This window comes from Nonomuraea sp. NPDC054003, assembly GCF_055585125.1.
Map to the genome: position 1 here is coordinate 180,414 of NZ_JBVJKR010000012.1, position 18,497 is coordinate 198,910.

Sequence of the window (18,497 nt, forward strand, 5' to 3'; positions counted from 1 at the left end):
GCATGTTCCTGCGAGGACTGCGGCGGCGGACGGACCGGCCCGTCCCCGAGCTGGTGGCGCTGTTCCGCTCGATCATCGACGGCGGCCGCGACGTCCACCCGATCGCGTCCGACTTCCTGGAGCACTTCATGGACGGCGCGGGCGCGTCCAGGACGATGTCGTCGCGGTGGCTGCGCTCGTTCCGGGTGATCGAGAAGGCCGAGCGCAGGAACCAGCGCCGGTTCGAGCGGCAGCTCACCCGGGAGGCGGGGCTGCTGCCCGACGGCGGGTCGAGCTGGTCGCACGACCACTGGGACGCGCGGATCAACGCCTTCATCGGCACGGAGCTGTTCTACGTCAGCAGGATGAGCCTGCTGCGCTCGCACGGGTCGTTCGTGCTGACCAGGGACGGGCCGGAGGTGCGCGTGTCGGGTACGGTGCGCCACCGCTGGTTCGACCCCTACGACTGGGACCGGGGCCGATGGGTCTACATCCCCCGCCACGGGTTCGTGCCCATCGCCGTCGGCCGCGAACTCGTCGAGGCCGACGAGGCGCGCAACTTCCTGATGGAGTGCCGCCACGTCCAGACGCTGGAGGGCCGGTGCGTGGCCGGCCGGTGGCCGCGGCGCGGCCGCGCGAGCTTCGCGTGGTCGCTGGTCCGGACGGGGGACGGATGACCGCGGAGCGTCCCCGCCCGCCGGGCCCCGGCACCGCCGGCACGGCGGACTTCGTACGCTCGCTGGCCCTGCTCAGGCAGTGGGCCGGCGAGCCGTCCCTGAGCAGGCTGCGCGTCCTCGGCGGTCAGACGTCGACCGCCGACGGGACCAAGGTCGACGCCCTGCCGAAGAGCACGACCTCGCACGTCCTGCGGCAGACCGACAGGCTGCCCCGGTGGGACTTCGTCCGGGCCTTCGTCACCGCCTGCTTCCACTACTGCGACCATCCGCCCGAGCTGATCCCCGCCGAGCTCGAACGCTGGCGGGCGGCCAGGGCGGCCCTGGCCGAACCGGCCGCCCCCGCGCCCGAGCCGCCCCCCGCCGACGTCCCCCCGCCCGATCCCGCCGTCCGGCTGCTGGCCCGGCGCGTGCTCCGGGAGGAGGACCGGGCACGCAAAGGGCTGCTCGGCGGGTACAGTCTCGCGCCGCTTCCCTTCGGCCCTGACGACGCCTCGGGCGGCGGGGCGGCGCACGACCTGCACGCGATCGGCCGGTTCTTCGGCGGGCTGCGCCCGCGGCGCCTGCTGGTCGTGGGGGAGTCGGGGGCGGGCAAGACGGTGCTCGCCGTCGAGCTGGTGCTGCAACTGCTGGAGCCCCTGCTGGGGGGACGGCCCGGCCGGGACCGGCCGGTGCCGGTGCGCCTGAACGCGGCCCGGTGGACCCTGGGCAGGCCGTTCGAGTCCTGGCTGGCCGAGCAGCTCGCGCAGCAGTTCGGGCTCGCGGCCAGGGACGCGCACCGGCTGGTGCGCGACCGCCTGGTGCTGCCGGTGGTGGACGGGCTGGACGAGCTGGACCCGGAGCCGTCGTCGGGTCCGCCGCGCCGGGCGATCGGGCTGCTCGCCGAGCTCAACCGCTACAGCGACCTCTCCGGGCGGCGGCCGGGCGCGGTCGTCGTGACCTGCCGCGCCGACCGCCACGCCGAGCTGCGCGCGGCCGGGGCGGGGTTGGACAACGCCGCCCTGATCAGGCTGAGACACCTCAACACCGAGCAGATCGGCACCTACCTGCGCGCCCGCTGGCCGGACGGCCACCCCTTCGCCCCGCACCGCGACGCCGTCCACGCGGCGCTGTCGGGGCCGGCGGGCGAGGCCGTGCACGCCGCGCTCGCCACGCCGTGGCGGCTGCTGCTGACCGTGACCGCCGTGGAGTCCGGCGGCCACCCCGACGACCTGCTCCACGCCGACCCGGACGCCGACCCCGCCGCCGGAGCGGCACTGATCGCCGGAAGGCTCCTGGACGCGTACGTGCCTGCGGCCACCCACCTGGCACCCCGCACCCCCCACGGCACCCCCTACCGCCCTGACCAGGTCCGAGCATGGCTCGTCCGCCTGGCCACCCACCTACACGACCAGTCCACCCTCGCCACCGAGGCGGACCGACCGAAGCCCGGCTTCCTATCCCACCTACGCGGGCACCGCAACGGGCCGCCGCCTGGCCTTGGCCTCCACCCGCGCGGGCAAGTGGGCCGCGCTGCCGAGACGGACGGACCGACGTCCGGTCTCAGCCCTCACCTGCGGCAAGCGGGTCGCGGTGCGGAGGCGGACGGGCCTCTCGGCCTCCACTCGCGCGGGCAAGCGGGTCGCGGTGCCGAGACGGGCGGGCCGCCGCCCGGCCTTGGCCCTCACCCGCGCGGGCGAGTGGGTGGCGCTGCCGGGGTGGGCGGGTCGGTGCCCGGCCTTGGCCCACACCTGGGTGGGCGGGTGGGGCGTGGTGTTGGGGTGGGGCGGATGGCGCCTGGGTTGACGGCGATCGATCTTGTGCCTCATCTGTTGTGGCCGATCGGGGGGCGGCGGCGGGTGCGGGTGCTGCACAGTCTGGGTTGTGTGGTGTTCGCGGTGATCGCGATGCTGGCGTTCTGGACGGGCTCGGCGGCCGGTGAGCTCCCGGATCAGTCGCTCACCCTGGCGCTGATGGCGGGGTGGGTGGGCATCGCCACCGTGCTGTCGCTGGCGCCGTGGCCGGCCGCCGCCGGTGGGCGGACCGGGGTGCCGCGACGGCGCCGGGTCACCGGCGGTCTGGTGGGCGCGCTGGGGGGAGTGCCCGTCGGCGTGCTCGGAGGGCTGACCGGGCTCGCGCTGACCGGGGGAAGGGCCTTCGGTCCCGGCTTCGCGGTCGTCGCCGGGGGCACGGGGGGACTGGTGCTGGGCGCCGTGATCGGGCTGACGGCGGCCGGCCGGCCGGGAGCCGAGCGCATGACCGTGCCGGAGGCGATCCGCGCCGAACCCCTCACCCTGCTGGGCTTCGGGCTGTGCGGCGCGCTCACCGGCCTGCCGCCGCTGCGGCTGGCCGGCGCCGGTCCGCTGCCGCTGGCCGCGGGGGTGGCCGCCGCCTTCGTCCTCGCCTTCGCGCTCGGGGTCGTCTTCACGATCGCCACCGGGGGCTGGAGCAAGGACGCGGAGCTGGCCCACCCGCGAGAGGCCCTGCACCGCAACGCCGTCATCGGGCTGGCCTTCGGCCTCATCGGCGGCGTCGCGGCCTTCCTGGTGTTCCTCATGAACCACGACGTCGCCGCGTCGCTGCTGTGCGCGCTCGTCGGCGGCGTGACCTTCGGCCTGGCCTTCGGCGCGGTCGCCTGGGCCCGCACCATGATCGGCCTGGCCGTCGCGGCCGCGCGTGGCCTGCTGCCGCTGCGGCTGTGGGCCTTTCTCGACTGGGCCTGCGAGGCCAACCTGCTGCGCGTCAGCGGCGCCACGTACCAGTTCCGGCACCGCGAGCTCCAGGACTTCCTGACTCCCGGCGACAGATGACGCCGGAACGGGGCGAAGATCCGACACGCGGGGAGTTCCCGAACGGCGGCCGGTCACCAGGCGCGGGTGCGGCCCACCCAGACGTTGCGGGCACGCAGGTGGGTGTCGCCGGTCGGCCCCGGCAGCTGCTGGCTCCAGCCGGGGTCGCCGGGCCCGTCCAGGCCGGACGCGTACGAGCCCATCTGCAGGTTGATGATGAGGTACTGCGGGACGCCGGCCCAGTTCTCGCCCTTGTGGGTCGCCACCCAGGAGCCGTCGAGGTAGTAGTCCAGCCCGACGTCGTCGCCGTCTTTGTACATCCAGACCCGGTACTTGTGCCAGGCGGCCGGGTCCGCGACGGGCACCCGCTCCCGCGTGACGAAGTAGTCGTCGCCGGCCTCCTCGCCCTCATCGCCGCTGGAGGTCTTGTTCCAGGTGTTGAAGAGGTTGGTGGAGTCGCCCACGTACTCCAGGATGTCGGTCTCCGGCGGCCACGCCGGCCATTCCCCGGTCGTCCAGAACGCCGGCCAGATGCCCGGCCCGGTCTGGGCGCTGAACTCGCCCTCGATGTCGTACTCGGGGAACTGGTCGTTGACGATGATCTGTTCCTTGGCGTGGATGGCGCCGGAGCGGTACCACAGCGGGGCGTACGGCTTGTGCGGGCTGGTCCCGTCGGCCGCGGCCAGCCGGGTCGCCTTCAGGGTCAGCACGCCCCCGGAGAGTGAGATCTGGCCGGCGTGCATCCGGGCGGCGCCGTTGTGGGTGTCGTCGTCGCCTCCCCAGGGATAGAGGCGGTTCCACTCCCGGTCGAAGGCCGTCCAGCTGTCGAAGGACGACTTCTCGATGATGTTCTCCCACGTCTCGGCACGGGCGGGAGAAGGGGACGGGGTCGCGGCCGTAGCGCCGGTGGGCAAGGCCGCCACCCCCAGGGACAGGCCGGAGACGGTCAGAAATCTACGCCGGTCGACGCCATGATCAGACATCTGTTTCCTTTGCCGGTTCCGCCACAGAGTGCCCGCACGTGAGTCAATGATCACTGTTAAGGCGGCAACAGTATGCCTCACGGAACGAAGATCGGCGAGCCCTCGTCAGGGATGCCGCAACGACGTCAGCCCCGCGTCCCAGCGGCCGAGGACGTACTCGGCCCACAGGCGTTCCAGCCGCAGCGCGCACGCCGCCCCGTACAGGACGTCTCCGGCCAGCCACGGGTGTTCGGCGGCGAAGTTCTCGCACAGGTCGTGGCAGGCGATCTGCTCGTGCACGGCGTCGGCCTGCACGTGCTCGTCGTAGAAGAGCGCGGCGGTGTCGTCGCCGCCGAGCCTGCGCAGCCCGATGGCGTAGCGGCGGTTGGGCAGGGAGGAGGTCATCTCCAGCGCGGCGAGATGCCCGATCAGGGCGCCGCGCAGCCGCCGGTGCAGGCCGAACAGCGACATGGCGTTGGAGATGGCCAGCGTGATGCCCGGCACGCGGCCGAGGTGGGCGCCGTAGGAGTCGTCCAGGCCGAGGCCGCGCATGGTGGCGCGGAACAGCTCGGAGTGCATGCGCTCGGCCCGGCCGCCGCCGTACTCGTCGGCCTGGATCTCCACCAGCGCGGCCTTCGGCCGGCCACGGAGGCGGGGGATCGCCCAGGTGTGCGGGTCCGCCTCCTTGAGGTGGTAGATCGACCGGTGGATGACGAACTCGCGGAACTGTTCCAGGCCGGCCCGGCGGGACAGGAAGGCGGACAGGGAGGGGCCGTCGTCGTCGGCGGTCAGCTCCCTGAGCGCCCGCCGCACCTCGACCGGGCCGTCGAGCGGCGGCCGGGGCACGGCCGCCGCGAGCGTCTCCTCGAAGCGCCGCTCCAGCTCCATGCGCGCGGCCAGCAGCGGCGGCGCCCACTCCCAGCGCTCGTCCACGTCGTCGAAGCCCTGGTAGTGCAGCTCGTAGCAGGCGAACAGGGCGAGCTGGAAGTCGTCGTCGCAGAGCTCGGCGCCGGTGACGTCCAGCGAAATCGGGCTGTCGTCCGGCGGACGGGTCAGGCGGTCGAAGAGCGTCGCGGTGACCGGCCCGCGCGGAGCGGGCAGCCTCGTGGCCGGCTCCCGCCCGGTGGCGCCGCGACCTTCCCTCCTGGCCCTCCTGGCATCAACCGCTGTCACGCGTCCCCCTTCTCGCCCGGGAACTGCCCGGGGACCGACGCGCAAAACCCGGGTGTCCCTCCTGTTTCGCCGGGAAGAGGGGTGGGATGTCGCATCAGGGAGATGACGTGGTGACGGTGACGCCTTGCGAGGACGGGCCCCTGCTGATCCGGGGGCCGTTCGAGCTGGTGACTCAGGACGGCGTGCCGATCCCGGCGGGGCGGGCGACGGTCGCGCTGTGCCGGTGCGGGTTCTCGTCGGTCAAGCCGTTCTGCGACGGCTCGCACAAGGTGGCCGGCTTCCGGGCGCCCAGCGAGCGCGAGGCCCCGGCCTGACGCAGCCACCGTACGGAGTGGGCCGCCCGGCGGAGCCTGCGCCCGGCGTACGGCACGCCGCCGCACACGGCGGCCCCGACCGCGAGCCAGGCGCACGTCGCCCGCTCCACGATCCAGACCGGGGCGAACAGCGACGACGTGCCCGGGAAGACGCGCCGCCCGCCCGCCCTGCGCCGCCCCGCCTCCGCCACCCCCACGGCCAGTACGGCGCCCGCCACGGGCAGGACATACCGGCGGCGCAGCAGGCAGAAGGCCAGCGCCGGCAGCACGGACAGGAACAGCGCCATGCGGCCGGGTTGCGCCAGGTCGTCGTACGCCTGCCGGACGCGCTGGCTCCAGAAGCGGGCGGCGTCGGGCGGCAGGCGCCGGACGTAGAGATCCAGCGGGCGCAGCTCCCTGCCGCCGTGCGCGCGTACGGTACGGATGAGTTCGAGATTCTCGAACAGCACGTCGCCGTCGTAGCCGCCCATCCGGGCGAAGAACGAGCGGCGCACCCCGAACGTACCGGGATAGTCGGCCCCCAGACCGCGGTTGAGCAGGGTGCGGGCGGTGTCCCAGCGGGCGTGCCAGGGCAGTCGCGCGAAGTAGTTCTGCGGCCGGACCAGCTCGGCCTCGTCCAGGAGACGATCCACCCTGGCCAGGGCCCACTCGTCGTAGCGCACGTCGTCGTCGGCGATGATCACATGCTCGGCGCGGGCCAGCCGCATGCCGGTCAGCACGCCGCCGACCTTGCCGTTGGCGCGGAGCAGATCGGTGTCCGGGCGGGCGTGCGTCACGAGGCCGCGCCAGGCGGCGGCGTGGCGCTCGAACAGCGGCGCGGGAGAACCGTCGACCACGACGACCCGTACGCGGCGGCTCAGGGCGCGCAGGTAGGCGGTCAGCTCCTCCAGGCCGGAGTCGTCCTCCCAGCGCAGCGGGAGCACGTAATCCATCAGGCGGCGTCTTCCATCCCTCATGCCGGTCGCACCGTACCCGGGAAGGCCCTCAGGAAACGACGGCCGATGCGTGCCGGGAATAAATCGAGGTTAGAATGCTCACCGGTTGACCGGCTCTTGAATCCCGGCCCCCACGTGCGGCTACACCGTGGAATTCGACAATCTACATAGTCTTGCCCCCGCGAAATGGGTGCCGGCCCCGATAGCCGGATTCCTGTTCCTGGGCCAAACTGGTAAGTGAGCGGACCCGATTGCTCGAAATTCCTTGAAGTGACGAGGTTCGCGCCGACGACGAGCCAGGTCGACAGGGGATGAGGGCATGTTCGCGCTGGACGGTCAGACGGTCACGTGGCAGGCGCCGGCCGTGTGGCTCCTGCTGGGCCTCCTGCTCCTCGCCGCGCTCATCGCCCGGGTGGTGCGCGTCGTCGGCGAGGACGAGCGGCTGGTGGTGCGCAGGCTGGGCCGCGTGACGGGAGTCCGAGGGCCGGGGCTCGCGGTCGTCTGGCCGATCCTGGAGCGCGACGTACGGGTGTCGCTGCGCACGGCGGGGCTGGACGTGTTCGGCAAGGAGGCCGTCACCCGTGACGGCGTGAGCGTGCGGGTGCGGGCCGGCGTCATGGCGGCCGTCGAGGACCCGGTCCGCTTCGCGACGGCGGTGGAAGGCCCGCTGACGGCCACCACGATCGTCGCCGAGAACGTGCTGCGACGCGAGATCGCCCGGCTCGACCTGGCCGAACTCCCCGCCCTGGTCGCCGGCGCGGGCGCCGACCTGGCCGCCCAGGTCAGCGAGACGACCCGGCAGTGGGGGATACGCGTCACGCTGCTCGACATCACCGACATCCAGGTCCCGCTCAGCGCCGATCTGATCGCGTGGGGCAGGGGCGACCGGCGGCAGGAGAGCCTGCCCGCATGACGTCACAGGGAAGGAGACCCATGAAGATCACGAGCAACACCATCCCCGGCATAGGGACCGTCCATCACACCGACACCTGGCGGGGAGACCACCTCGCCGTCATCGTCACTCCCGCCGGACGCACCCTCCTGCTCTACGACGAAGCGGACCCCGACACGCCCGCGCACACCGTGGAGCTCGAACAGCAGGAGGCCGACCAGCTCGCCGACCTGCTGCGCGGCCGTCCCACGGCAGACCGGCTGACCGAGGTCGAACGCCGCCTGGCCGCCGTGGAACGCCGCCTGGCCGCCGCCGCGTAGCCCTCAGAGGAACCTCCAGAGGGTGTTGCCCGCTCCCTCGTCGGCGAGCACGACCTGCGCGCCCTGGGACGTCCCGGCGAGGCCGAGGACCCGGCCGCCGTTGGCGCACTGGATGCGGAAGGCGGCCCCCGGCCCGGGGCGCAGCCGCCAGCGGTGGTCGGCCGTGCCGTTGTCGGTCCACTGCAGGACGCGCGACCCGGAGGCGGTGCCCATGTTCTCCACGCCCAGCACCTTCTGGCTGTGGCCGTTGCGCAGCCGCAGGTAGCCGCCCGTGTCGACGACCGCCGTCCACAGGTGGTCGGCGGTGCCGGTGTCGCCCCACTGGACGACGAGCGCGCCGTCTGCCGTGGACATGCCGGTGACGCCGAGCACCATCCCGGTGGCCACGTTCTGGACGCGCCGGGCGCCGCTCGGCACGAACCGCCACCGGTTGTCCGCGCCGCCGTTGTCGGAGTCCTGGACCACCGGGGCGCCGTTGGCCGTCGAGCCGTTCTGCACGCCGAGCAGCTTGCCGCTGTGGACGTTGCGGATCTTGACCGAGCCGTCGCCGGTGTCGGTGACCGTCCAGCGGTGGTCGGCGGTGCCGTTGTCGTCCCACTGGACCACCCGGGCGTTGTCGGCGGCCGACATGTTCTCGACCCCGAGCACCTTGCCGCTGTGCGCGTTGCGGAACCGCAGGGCGTCGCTGTCGACGATCGGGACCCAGTCGTGGTCGGCGGTGCCGTTGTCGGTCCACTGGAGCGCCGGAGCGCCGTCGGCGGTGGACATGTCCTGGATGCCGAGGACCAGCCCGCTGGCCGCGTTGAGCAGCCGGAAGCCGGAGCCGGTGCCGCCCTGACCGCCGGTGTTCCAGTAGACGACGTAGTTGTGGCCGTGCGCGTCGTGGAACGGCCCCAGCCGCACCGTCGCCCCGCCCGCCGTCGCCGTGAAGGCCAGGGACGAGGTGCTCGTACGGGTGATCGACGAGGGGACCAGGACCGGGGCGGACGACAGGCCGGTGTTGCCGTAGTCGCCCGACAGCACGACCGGGCCGTAGGTGACGGCCTGCAGACCAGGGTTGTCGTTGGCGGCCTTCATGACCACCCGCATGGGCAGCCGCACGGTCACGGTGTCGCCCGGCGCCCACGACCGGGTGAGGCCGGCGTAGCTGCCCGGGCTGACAGGGATGTTCTGCTGCACCCCGTTGACGCTGATCGTCGCGCCCTGGGTCCACGCCGGGATGCGGACGCGCATCGTCCACGTCCCGCCCACCTCGCCGGTGACCCGCAGCGACGTGGTGTCGCCGACCGGGTACGAGGTCGTCTGGGTGACCGTGATGCCGCGCTGGCTCCAGTCGAGGGTGGAGGGCGCGAACAGGTTCACGAACAGCGTGGTGCCGTCGTAGAAGTAGATCGAGTCCATCAGCTTGGTGTTGGTCTCGATGCCGGTGCCCTGGCAGCACCAGAAGGAGTCGTAGTCCGTGCTCCAGGTGCCGCCGCCCCAGGCCGGGCCGACGCCCCGGCGCCCGCCGGGGTTGAGCGGGGTGAAGTACGTGACGTGCCCGCGCGCGTCGGCCGGGTTCTGCTGCCCGATCAGATGGTTGAGCAGGGCGTTCTCGTAGTAGTCGAAGTAGTCGGCCCGGGTCGGCGACAGCAGCCACAGCTCCCGGGTCAGCTTCAGCATGTTGTAGGTGTTGCACGCCTCGCCGGTGTCCCTGGTCAGGTGGGCGGCGATCGCGTTCGGGGCGCGGAAGTGCTCGGCCTGGCTGTTGGAGCCGTTCGCGTACGTGTGCGCGCCGACGGTGATCGACCAGGCGTTCGCGGCGATGTCGCGATAGCGGGTGGTGCCGGTCGCCTTGTACTCGCGGGCCGCCCCGATCCACTTGGGCACCTGCGTGTTGGCGTGCAGCCCGTTGAGCTGGTCCTGGCCCGCGGCCAGCGGGTTGAACACGGCCGCGTGGTCGAACCGCTGGGCCGTGGTCAGCCACCGGGAGTCGCCGGTCATCTGGTACAGGTCGGTCAGCACCGCGTTCATGCCGCCGAACTCGGTGCCGAGCATGGCCTGCAGCTGGCTCGCGCCGAGCCGCGAGGTGCGGGTGTCCACCCATCCCGCCAGGGCGAGCAGCACGGTCCTGGCCCGGGTGTCGCCGATCAGCCGCCACACGTCCAGCAGCCCGGCCAGCGTCTTGTGAATGCAGTAGTACGGGACGTTGCCGTTGGTCAGCGTGCGGTTCTCCACGGCGGTGATGTCGGACTCGGGGAAGCCCGACAGATAACCGGCCGTGAACCCGGCGGCGGCGTTGTTGGCCTGGCACCGGGCCAGCTCGGTGACCATGTGGACGGCCTTGTCCCGGCAGGTGGTGTCGCCGAGCACGGCGTAGGCCTGCGCCCACGCCGTCAGGAAGTGGCCCTGCATGTGCGACCGGAACGGGAAACCGGGCGCGTCCCAGCCGCCGTTGGCCGCGGCGCCGCCGGTCGGCAGGCGGTGGTTGGCCCGGAAGACGTACAGCAGCCGGTCGACGTCGACGAAGCGCAGGTAGTTCAGGGTGCGGTTCTGGTTGTCCAGCCAGCGCCCGGAGGTCAGCCGGACCTGGCCGAGGTCGAAGGCGTGGGCCGAGACGCCGATGTCGGATCTGGCCCACGGCAGCGCGGCCGCGGACGCGGGGGAGCCGCCGGCCACCTGGCCGGCGGCCGAGAGCGCGACGGCGGCACCCGTGGCCTGGAAGAGCCGGCGGCGGCTGATCTCGCTCATGAGACCACCCGGAAGGTCGCGTCCTGGCGGTCGGTGGCGCTCGACGAGGAGCTGACCGGGTCGATGCGCAGCACGTACCCCTGGTGCCGCAGGTGGTGGGTCGGGAAGTTGTGCGACCGGAACGACGACCAGCCGCCGTCCGCCAGCCCGGCCACGCGGTGGAAGGTGGCGTCGGCGCGGAACACGGACGAGCCGTCGTCGGGGTCGAGCCGGACCGCGTAGTTGCTGTGCCGCAGGTAGTTGCCCGGCACGTTCACCGACTGGAACGAGACCCCGGCCGGATCGGCCAGCCCCGGCACCATCCGCCACAACTGATCCTGGTGCGGGTCGAACGGGTAGGGGTCGATGCGTCCCACCCGGTCGGCGTGCCGGACGAAATAGTCGGGGAAGTTGTACGACTTCAGCCGCACCCAGTTCGGCAGCCCCCACCGCGCGACCATCGCGTTGTACTCGGCGTCGGTGATCGAGGCGATCGAGCCGTGCTTGGAGTTCAGCGGCGGGGTGTAGTCCCGCTGGTTGGCCGCCGTCCACGCGCCGGCGCCGATGTTCGACGACGACCACAGGTAGTAGTCGTTGTTGACCGGGCTGAAGGAGTCGCCCCACAGCCGCCAGCCGCCTTCGTTGGTCTTCTGCAGCAGCGGCGCCTCGATCGCGTTGCCGATCCGCAGGCCGCCGGTGTACGTGGTGAAGCTGTTCGGCTGTCCTGTGGCCGAGCGGGCGCCGTAGAGGTTCCCGTCGTTGAGGTTCTTGTAGTAGAGGTACGTCGTGCCGCCGTCGACGACGATGTCCCCGTCGAGCACGTTGAAGGCGGGGCTGAAGAACGGCTGCTGGGCGCTGACCGACTGGAAGTCGCTGGTGTAGTTGACCGCCAGGATGTCCCGGCCGCCGGTGTTGAACGAGTAGACGATGCCGTACTGGCCCCGCGAGGCGTCGCGGAAGACCGTGGGCGCCCAGGTGTGGCCGCTGGTGGTGTGCATGCGCAGCCGCCGGTAGCCGGTGAAGGCGGTCAGGTCGGCCGAGTCCCAGACGTGCAGATACTGGCTGGTCGTGCCGAAGTCGAGGCCCTTCAGGTCGGTGGCGATCACCACGAAGGCGCCGTCGAGCTTGCGGTGGATCTGGGGGTCGCGCAGGCCCTGCTGCCCGGCGGTCGGAGTCGCGACGGGGTTGTTCTGGTTGAGCGGCGCCCAGTTCAGGCCGTCCCGGCTGACCGCGAGGTGCAGGCCGTAGTCGGCGGCCGACTGGTTGGGGGACTCGGTGAAGTACGCGAACACGTAGGCGGTGCCGGCCGCCTGCGCCGCGCGGGGAAAACCGGCCACACCGGTGGCCGCCAGCGCGGCCGAGGCCAGGGCGGCCTTGCCGAACTGCCTGCGGCTCAGGGACATCCAGGGCTCCTTGGCTAGATCGGAGCGGACGGCCACAGCATGTGTTAGCGCTACCATTTCTTTCCGCCGAACCACATGGCCTGCTCCGGTGGGTGCGTCGTCGCGGAGTACATCCGACACCCCGCCCCGACGTCAACGGGGGCGATCCGCACCGGCGGTGCAGACCTGCCCCCGAAGCGCCCGCATCTGGAGTTTCCCGGTGAAGCGGACCGCGCCGTAGCGTCCGCGACGTGAAACTTTCACCGGCGGCCGCCGTCGCCGAGCCCGTCGCGTTCGCGACGGGACGACCCGGCGGAGCGCGTGACTACTGGAGCCCGGCGCGGACGGACGTGATGCGCTGGGTGTTGAAGCCGAGCCAGTGCATCCGGCCCACGTAGCGCGCGTGCTCGACCTTGATGCAGCGGTCCATGATCACGGTCACGCCGCCGTCCTCGGCGATCCGCGCGCCCTCCTCGTTGATCACGCCGAACTGGCACCACAGGGCGCCGGCGCCGATCGCCACGGCCTCCTCGGCGATGGCGGGCAGCGCGTCCGGCGCGCGGAAGACGTTCACCAGGTCGACCGGGACGGGCACGTCGCGCAGGCTCGGGTAGCAGGTCTCCCCGAGGATCTCCTTCTCCCGGGGGTTCACCGGGATCACCTGGTAGCCGTGCCGCTTGAGGTAGTAGCCGACGAAGTAGCTGGCCCGCAGCTCGTTGCCGGACAGGCCCACGATCGCGATCGACCTGGTGGCGTGGAGCACGCGCTGGATCGTCAGCGGGTCCTGGTAACGCCCGAGCTCGGTCATGCCGTCTCCTCCTTCTCCCCGATCGCCTTGGCGACGCGGGCGAACCCCTGCTCCAGATCCCAGATCAGGTCCTCGACGGACTCGGTGCCGACCGACAGCCGCACCGTGCCCGGCCCGACGCCGGCCGCCCGCAGCTCGGCGTCGCCGAGCTGGCGGTGCGTCGTGCTCGCGGGGTGGATGACCAGGCTCTTCGCGTCGCCGACGTTCGCCAGGTGCGACCAGAGCGTCAGCCCGCCGATCAGGCTCTGCCCGCCCTCCCGGCCGCCCGCGCAGTCGAAGGAGAACACCGCGCCGGCGCCGCGCGGGAGGTACTTCTCCACCAGCGGCCGGTATCTGCTGCCCGGCAGGCCGGCATAGCTCACGTTGGAGACCAGCTCGTGCGACTCCAGGAACGCCGCGACCGCCCGCGCGTTCTCGACGTGGCGGTCCATCCGCAGCGACAGGGTCTCCAGTCCTTGCAGGAACAGGAAGGCGTTGAACGGCGAGAGCGCCGCCCCGAGGTCGCGCAGGGTCTCCGCGCGCAGCTTCATCAGATAGCCGTACGTGCCGAACGTCTCGTGGAAACGCAGGCCGTGGTAGGCCGGAGACGGGTCCGCCACCACCGGGAACCGCCCGTTGGACCAGTCGAACGCGCCGGACTCGACGACCACGCCGCCGATGCTCGTGCCGTGGCCGCCGATGAACTTGGTCGCCGAGTGGATCACGATGTCGGCGCCCCACTGGATCGGGCGGCACAGGTAAGGCGTCGCGAACGTGTTGTCCACGATCAGCGGCAGCCCGTGCTCGTGCGCGATGGCCGCCACGGTCTCGATATCCAGCACGTTGCCGGCGGGGTTGCCGATCGTCTCGCCGAAGAACGCCTTCGTGTTCGGGCGCACCGCCTGGCGCCACGCGTCGGGATCGTCCGGATCGACCCAGGTCAGCTCCACGTTCATCTTGCGCAGCAGGTGCTTGAACTGGTTGACCGTCCCGCCGTACAGCGCCGAGGACGAGACGACGTGGTCGCCAGGCTCCAGCAGCGTGAAGAGCGCGGCCGCCTGCGCGGCGATCCCGCTGGCGAACGCCACCGCGCCGCAGCCGCCCTCCAGGTTCGCCACCCGCTCCTCGAACACCGCGACGGTGGGGTTCATGATGCGCGAGTAGGTGTTGCCGTACTCCTGCAGGTTGAAGTACGCCGCCGCGGACTCGGGATCTTCGAAGACGTAGCTGGTCGTCTGGAAGATCGGCACCGCGCGGGCGCCGGTGTTCGGGTCCGGCCGCTGCCCGGCGTGCAGCTGCCGGGTCTCGAACCCGAACTCGCGGGCTTGTTCGGCACGGGAAAACTGGTCGGTCACGAAGGCCTCTTCTTCGACGTCATCCGGTCCCGCCCTGAGCCAGGAACCGGCGGATCATGGGAGTCTGGCGCGCTTCTTCGAGCAGGAAGCAGTCGTGGCCGTACGGTGCCTCGATCACCTCGAACTCGACCGGCTTGCCGAGGTCGCGCAGCGCCCGCGCGACCTCCTCCGACGCCTTCGGCGGGTAGAGCCAGTCGGAGCTGAAGGCGATCAGCAGCGTCCGCGCGGCGACGCCTTCGAGCGCCCGCGTCAGCGATCCGCCGCCGTGCTGCCGCGCGAGGTCGAAGTACGTCAGCGCGCGCGAGACGTAGAGGTAGGTGTTGGCGTCGAAGCGCTTGACGAACGAGCCGGCCTGGTGGCGGAGGTAGCTCTCCACCTCGAACTCCGGCTCGGTGATCGTGTAGCGGAGGTCGTCGGCGAACTGCAGCCGCCTGCCGAACTTGTCGTCGAGCGCCGGCGCGGACAGGTAGGTGATGTGGCCGACCATCCTGGCCACGCCCATGCCGCCGTCGGGCGCCCGGCCCGTGCCGTAGTAGTGGCCGCCCTGCCAGGCGGGGTCACGCATGATCGAGTCACGCGCGATCGCGTTCCAGGCCATGCCCTGCGGGTGGAGCGCGTGCGTGCTGGCGATCGCCACGACGGCGTCGACCTGGTCGGGGTACAGGACCGCCCACTCCATGGCCTGCATCCCGCCAAGCGAGCCCCCGGCCACCGCCGCGAGCCGCTCGATGCCCAGGACGTCCAGGAACGCGCGCTGGGTCCGTACCATGTCCGCCACCGTGATCACGGGGAAGTCCGCCCCGTACGGCCTGCCCGTCGCCGGGTCGATGGACGACGGGCCCGTCGTGCCGCCGCAGCCGCCGAGCAGGTTGGTGCAGATGACGAAGAAGCGGTCGGTGTCGAAGGCCTTGCCGGGGCCGATCATCCCGTCCCACCAGCCGAGCCCCTTGCCGGCGGCGCCGTCGCGGTCGGCGGCCCCGAACCCGTCGCGGGTGCTCTCCTCGGACGGCACCTTGGCCAGGCCGGCGGCGTGGGCGTCGCCGCTGAGCGCGTGGCACACGAGGATGACGTTGTCGCGCTGGGGCGAGAGGACTCCGTAGGTCTCATACGCTACGCGCACCGGGTGCAGATCTCTGCCGCAGTCGAGGGGGACAGGCTGCGGCAGGTCGAGATACTGGGTTTCCACGGTGCCGGCCGTGCCGGCCATGCCGGCCGCGAGCGTCGAGGCTGGCTGTGACATGGGAGCTATGGTAGCCGCCACCGTGGGTGTATGGTCAAATACCTACTGGAAGTACAGGAAGTAGCCGAAGGGTGCGGGACATGACGACTGTCGCCAACGGAGTGAACGTGCAGGCGCTGCTGGACGCGCGCGAGGTGCTGAAGACCGCGCCGGAGGCCGCGCAGTTCGTCTGGCGGGCGTCCTCCAAATGGCAGAACGGCGTCCACAGCACCACCACCGTCAAGGAGTTCTTCGGTCTGGGGCAGGAGCAGACCCACAAGAACGAAGCGGTGTTCGACGCCGACCACCCTGACGTCTTCGCGGCCGAGGACAACGGCATCACGCCGATCGAGTACCTCCTCGTCGGCCTGGCCAGCTGCCTGACGGCGGGTGTCGCGTCCGTCGCGCAGAACCGTGGCATCCAGCTGCGCTCGGTCGAGGCGACGCTCGAAGGCAAGCACGACATCCGCGGGATCCTCGGCGCCGACGCCGACGTCCGCAACGGCTTCACCGACATCAAGGTGACCTTCAACATCGACGCGGACGCCTCGAAGCAGGACATCGAGGCGCTGGTGGCCCAGTCGCAGAAGCGCTCGGCCGTGTTCGACGCCATCACCAACCCGACAGACGTCACCGTCGAAGTCGCCTGAGGGCCGAGCCATCAGCGAGCGTGTCACAACGGTCGTCATCGGGGCGGGGCACGCGGGCCTCGCGGCGAGCCGCTTCCTCGGCGACCGTTCGATCGATCATGTCGTGCTGGAGCGCGGCGAGGTGGCGAACTCCTGGCGGCGCGAGCGCTGGGACTCCTTCCGCTTGCTCACCCCCAACTGGCAGAGCCGCCTGCCCGGCCTCGGCTACGAGGGCCCGGACCCCGACGGCTACATGACCATGGGGGAGGTGACCGAGTTCATCGAGCGTTTCGCCGTGCTCTCGGGCGCTCCCGTACGAACGAGCACCAACGTCACGTCCGTCCGGCGGACCGACGGCGGATACGACGTGACGACGGACCACGGCGAGATCGGCTGCCGGGCGGTCGTCATCGCCAGCGGCGCCTGCAACCAGCCGGTGGTGCCCAAGTTCAGCGAGGCGGTGCCGTCCTCCGTGCGGCAGCTGACGCCGTTCGGCTACCGCGAACCCGGTCAGCTCCCCGACGGCGGCGTGCTCGTCGTGGGCGCGTCGGCCACCGGCGTGCAACTGGCCGCCGAGCTGCGCAGGTCGGGCCGGCCGGTGATCCTCTCGGTGGGCGAGCACGTGCGGCTGCCCCGCACCTACCGCGGGCGCGACGTGCTGTGGTGGATGGACGCCTCCGGCGTGTGGGACCAGCGCTACGACGAGGTCGACGATCTCACGCGGGCCAGGCGGCTGCCCTCGCCCCAGCTCGTCGGCACCCCCGAACGCGCGACGCTCGACCTCAACGCGCTCACCGCGATGGGCGTCGAGCTGGTGGGCCGCTGGGCGGCCGTGCGCGACGGCCGCGCGCTGTTCTCCGGCGGCCTGCGCAACGTGTTCTCGCTCGCGGACCTCAAGATGAGGCGCCTGCTCGACGGCTTCGACGCGTGGGCGCGCACGTCCGGCCGCGAGGCCGAGGTCGGCCCGCCCGAGAGCTTCGAGCCGACCCGGGTGCCCGAGTCGGCGCGCCTGCAGCTCGATCTGAACAGCGGCGAGATCCGCACGGTCGTGTGGGCGACGGGTTTCCGGCCCGATTACGGCTGGCTGGACGTGCCCGTGGTCGACGAGAAGGGCCGGCTGCGCCACGACGGCGGCGTGGTCGACAGCCCGGGACTGTACGCGCTGGGCCTGCCCATGCTGCGGCGGCGCAGATCCACCTTCATCAACGGCATCGAGGACGACGCCCGCGACGTCATCGGCCATCTCGCCCAGGACCTGGCCGTACGTAGCTGAGCCCTGTTTCCGGCGAGGACCCCGGCCTCGCCGGCTCCGTCGCATCAGCCCGCACGGCGTCCGACGCCCTTTCCAGGCACCCGGCCGGGGCGGAGGCCTGGAACCGAAAATCTATGTTCGCCGTAGTAGACATCCGAAGACGTACGCGCTAGAGTTCCTGTCATCGAAAGGAACGGATCCGCCGGGCAGCAGAAGAGTTACCGCAACACGACGAACTGCCCGTGACGAGGTTTGAGTAGGTGAAGGCAGAAGGTCGGACGTGATGGGCCAACGCAGTGGTAAGGGGTCCTGATCGTGGACGCGCTGCCGAAGTGGAAGTGGACAGTCAGTCCGGCAAGTTGAGGAAGGGAGTGTTGAACGCCATCGAAGGATCGCCCGTCGCCGGCTGAGTCCCGCCGGACGGGTGCCGCAGTTCCACAAGATTGGAAGGTGGTCTACGGTCACGCATTCGCGATCCCCGCATCACCGCCGCACATCAGGGCGGATGCGGAATACAGTAGGCCGGCCGAATGGCCGGTAGATGGTGTTGAACCTCTTCGGGCCCCGGCGCATACAGGCGCCGGGGCCCTTGTTCGCATGATGAAAGGCATCTATGGATCAAACCCACACACCCGGCGCCCGCCCGGGCGGCACCGCGGGCAGCGTCACACACGAGGCCGACGACCGGTTCGAGGATGAGGACTACCCCGCCTACAGCATGGGTGCGGCAGCCGAGATGCTCGGTGTCACCCCCACGTTCCTGCGGGCCCTCGGCACCGCCAAGCTGATCGAGCCGAGACGCTCCAGCGGCGGCCACCGCCGCTACTCCCGCTACCAGCTGCGCCTCGCGGCCCGTGCCAGGGAACTCGTCGACCAGGGCACCCCCGTGGAAGCCGCCTGCCGGATCATCGTCCTGGAAGACCAGCTCGCCGAGGCGCTGCGCATCAACGCCGCGTACGAACGCGAGCGCAAGACCGGAGACTGACGCGGCGGCTTCGCCACCCTGCGGCCTGGTCTCCGACCGCGCTGACCAGGCCATCCCTCCCGAGGGGAACCGACGTGGCATCCTGGCTCGCGCTGGACCGTTGCCCGCCGACGGACGGCAAGAAATCGGCGCCGCCGAAGCAGCGCCGATTCCTCGATCAGC

At 71.6% G+C, this 18,497-nt stretch carries 15 protein-coding genes and 1 pseudogene; 8 read left to right on the forward strand and 8 right to left on the reverse strand.

Going from position 1 to position 18,497, the window contains the following annotated elements; translation table 11 throughout:
- The first annotated feature begins 2 nt into the window (after nucleotides 1–2).
- Nucleotides 3–656 carry a hypothetical protein gene (locus tag ACZ6YG_RS29830; RefSeq protein ID WP_148033072.1) on the forward strand — a complete coding sequence of 218 codons (654 nt, stop codon included), beginning with the start codon at nucleotides 3–5 and terminating at the stop codon, nucleotides 654–656.
- On the forward strand, nucleotides 653–3,442 hold the full coding sequence (locus ACZ6YG_RS29835; RefSeq protein WP_466019822.1) for an NACHT domain-containing protein: 2,790 nt from the start codon (nucleotides 653–655) through the stop codon (nucleotides 3,440–3,442). The genes ACZ6YG_RS29830 and ACZ6YG_RS29835 overlap by 4 nt, the downstream gene beginning before the upstream one ends.
- A gap of 53 nt (nucleotides 3,443–3,495) precedes the next feature.
- Here the strand turns inward: ACZ6YG_RS29835 and ACZ6YG_RS29840 are convergent, their stop codons facing one another.
- Both ACZ6YG_RS29840 and ACZ6YG_RS29845 read right to left on the reverse strand, forming a co-directional pair.
- Complete coding sequence (locus ACZ6YG_RS29840) at nucleotides 3,496–4,404, reverse strand: glycoside hydrolase family 16 protein (RefSeq protein WP_466019823.1); 909 nt, start codon at nucleotides 4,402–4,404, stop codon at nucleotides 3,496–3,498.
- Nucleotides 4,405–4,509: 105 nt separating this feature from the next.
- Nucleotides 4,510–5,556 carry an iron-containing redox enzyme family protein gene (locus tag ACZ6YG_RS29845; protein WP_466019824.1) on the reverse strand — a complete coding sequence of 349 codons (1,047 nt, stop codon included), beginning with the start codon at nucleotides 5,554–5,556 and terminating at the stop codon, nucleotides 4,510–4,512.
- Between the two features lie 86 nt (nucleotides 5,557–5,642).
- Between ACZ6YG_RS29845 and ACZ6YG_RS29850 the strand changes: the two are divergent.
- A pseudogene (locus tag ACZ6YG_RS29850) lies at nucleotides 5,643–5,765 on the forward strand (hypothetical protein); the annotation flags it as partial.
- On the opposite strand, the gene ACZ6YG_RS29855 reads toward ACZ6YG_RS29850, so the two are convergent.
- On the reverse strand, nucleotides 5,729–6,802 hold the full coding sequence (locus ACZ6YG_RS29855) for a glycosyltransferase family 2 protein (RefSeq protein WP_466019825.1): 1,074 nt from the start codon (nucleotides 6,800–6,802) through the stop codon (nucleotides 5,729–5,731). The pseudogene ACZ6YG_RS29850 and the gene ACZ6YG_RS29855 overlap by 37 nt on opposite strands.
- Nucleotides 6,803–7,124: 322 nt before the next feature.
- On the opposite strand from ACZ6YG_RS29855, the gene ACZ6YG_RS29860 reads away from it, so the two are divergent.
- Entirely contained in the window at nucleotides 7,125–7,718 is a 594-nt protein-coding gene (locus tag ACZ6YG_RS29860) for an SPFH domain-containing protein (protein ID WP_466019826.1), read from the forward strand.
- Between the two features lie 20 nt (nucleotides 7,719–7,738).
- The gene (locus tag ACZ6YG_RS29865; protein WP_466019827.1) at nucleotides 7,739–8,017 is read left to right on the forward strand and encodes a cation:proton antiporter regulatory subunit; all 279 of its coding nucleotides are present in this window, start codon (nucleotides 7,739–7,741) and stop codon (nucleotides 8,015–8,017) included.
- 3 nt (nucleotides 8,018–8,020) lie between these two features.
- Here ACZ6YG_RS29865 and ACZ6YG_RS29870 read toward each other — a convergent pair whose 3' ends face one another.
- The 5 genes from ACZ6YG_RS29870 to metX all read right to left on the reverse strand — a co-directional run bounded on the left by ACZ6YG_RS29870 (nucleotide 8,021) and on the right by metX (nucleotide 15,490).
- Nucleotides 8,021–10,747, reverse strand: coding sequence for a beta-L-arabinofuranosidase domain-containing protein (locus tag ACZ6YG_RS29870; RefSeq protein WP_466019828.1), 2,727 nt, complete (start codon nucleotides 10,745–10,747; stop codon nucleotides 8,021–8,023).
- Nucleotides 10,744–12,129, reverse strand: a complete 1,386-nt coding sequence (locus tag ACZ6YG_RS29875; RefSeq protein WP_466019829.1) for a glycoside hydrolase family 43 protein — start codon at nucleotides 12,127–12,129, stop codon at nucleotides 10,744–10,746. Before ACZ6YG_RS29875 ends, ACZ6YG_RS29870 begins: the two co-directional genes overlap by 4 nt.
- Nucleotides 12,130–12,433: 304 nt before the next feature.
- The gene (locus ACZ6YG_RS29880; RefSeq protein ID WP_397197875.1) at nucleotides 12,434–12,916 is read right to left on the reverse strand and encodes a CoA-binding protein; all 483 of its coding nucleotides are present in this window, start codon (nucleotides 12,914–12,916) and stop codon (nucleotides 12,434–12,436) included.
- Nucleotides 12,913–14,250 (reverse strand): O-acetylhomoserine aminocarboxypropyltransferase/cysteine synthase family protein, encoded by a 1,338-nt coding sequence (locus tag ACZ6YG_RS29885; protein WP_148033064.1) that lies wholly within the window; start codon nucleotides 14,248–14,250, stop codon nucleotides 12,913–12,915. The genes ACZ6YG_RS29880 and ACZ6YG_RS29885 overlap by 4 nt, the downstream gene beginning before the upstream one ends.
- A gap of 19 nt (nucleotides 14,251–14,269) precedes the next feature.
- Nucleotides 14,270–15,490, reverse strand: a complete 1,221-nt coding sequence (gene metX / locus ACZ6YG_RS29890; RefSeq protein WP_466019830.1) for a homoserine O-acetyltransferase MetX — start codon at nucleotides 15,488–15,490, stop codon at nucleotides 14,270–14,272.
- An 80-nt stretch (nucleotides 15,491–15,570) separates the two neighbouring features.
- Here metX and ACZ6YG_RS29895 point away from each other — a divergent pair, with 80 nt between their 5' ends.
- The 3 genes from ACZ6YG_RS29895 (at nucleotide 15,571) to ACZ6YG_RS29905 (ending at nucleotide 18,335) form a co-directional block, all read left to right on the forward strand.
- Nucleotides 15,571–16,119, forward strand: coding sequence for an OsmC family protein (locus tag ACZ6YG_RS29895; RefSeq protein ID WP_148033062.1), 549 nt, complete (start codon nucleotides 15,571–15,573; stop codon nucleotides 16,117–16,119).
- Nucleotides 16,120–16,156: 37 nt separating this feature from the next.
- Nucleotides 16,157–17,371, forward strand: coding sequence for an NAD(P)-binding domain-containing protein (locus ACZ6YG_RS29900; protein ID WP_466019913.1), 1,215 nt, complete (start codon nucleotides 16,157–16,159; stop codon nucleotides 17,369–17,371).
- A gap of 592 nt (nucleotides 17,372–17,963) precedes the next feature.
- Nucleotides 17,964–18,335 (forward strand): helix-turn-helix domain-containing protein, encoded by a 372-nt coding sequence (locus ACZ6YG_RS29905; protein WP_148033060.1) that lies wholly within the window; start codon nucleotides 17,964–17,966, stop codon nucleotides 18,333–18,335.
- The last annotated feature ends 162 nt before the right edge of the window (nucleotides 18,336–18,497 follow it).

What these genes read in the sequence shown, in the direction of transcription:
- ACZ6YG_RS29865 (WP_466019827.1), top strand. Translation starts at nt 7,739, where the DNA reads ATGAAGATCACGAGCAACACCATCCCCGGCATAGGGACCGTCCATCAC.
- ACZ6YG_RS29875 (WP_466019829.1), bottom strand. Translation starts at nt 12,129, where the DNA reads ATGTCCCTGAGCCGCAGGCAGTTCGGCAAGGCCGCCCTGGCCTCGGCC.
- ACZ6YG_RS29830 (WP_148033072.1), top strand. Translation starts at nt 3, where the DNA reads ATGTTCCTGCGAGGACTGCGGCGGCGGACGGACCGGCCCGTCCCCGAG.
- metX (WP_466019830.1), bottom strand. Translation starts at nt 15,490, where the DNA reads ATGTCACAGCCAGCCTCGACGCTCGCGGCCGGCATGGCCGGCACGGCC.
- ACZ6YG_RS29895 (WP_148033062.1), top strand. Translation starts at nt 15,571, where the DNA reads ATGACGACTGTCGCCAACGGAGTGAACGTGCAGGCGCTGCTGGACGCG.
- ACZ6YG_RS29840 (WP_466019823.1), bottom strand. Translation starts at nt 4,404, where the DNA reads ATGTCTGATCATGGCGTCGACCGGCGTAGATTTCTGACCGTCTCCGGC.
- ACZ6YG_RS29870 (WP_466019828.1), bottom strand. Translation starts at nt 10,747, where the DNA reads ATGAGCGAGATCAGCCGCCGCCGGCTCTTCCAGGCCACGGGTGCCGCC.
- ACZ6YG_RS29860 (WP_466019826.1), top strand. Translation starts at nt 7,125, where the DNA reads ATGTTCGCGCTGGACGGTCAGACGGTCACGTGGCAGGCGCCGGCCGTG.
- ACZ6YG_RS29835 (WP_466019822.1), top strand. Translation starts at nt 653, where the DNA reads ATGACCGCGGAGCGTCCCCGCCCGCCGGGCCCCGGCACCGCCGGCACG.
- ACZ6YG_RS29855 (WP_466019825.1), bottom strand. Translation starts at nt 6,802, where the DNA reads ATGGATTACGTGCTCCCGCTGCGCTGGGAGGACGACTCCGGCCTGGAG.
- ACZ6YG_RS29880 (WP_397197875.1), bottom strand. Translation starts at nt 12,916, where the DNA reads ATGACCGAGCTCGGGCGTTACCAGGACCCGCTGACGATCCAGCGCGTG.
- ACZ6YG_RS29905 (WP_148033060.1), top strand. Translation starts at nt 17,964, where the DNA reads ATGGATCAAACCCACACACCCGGCGCCCGCCCGGGCGGCACCGCGGGC.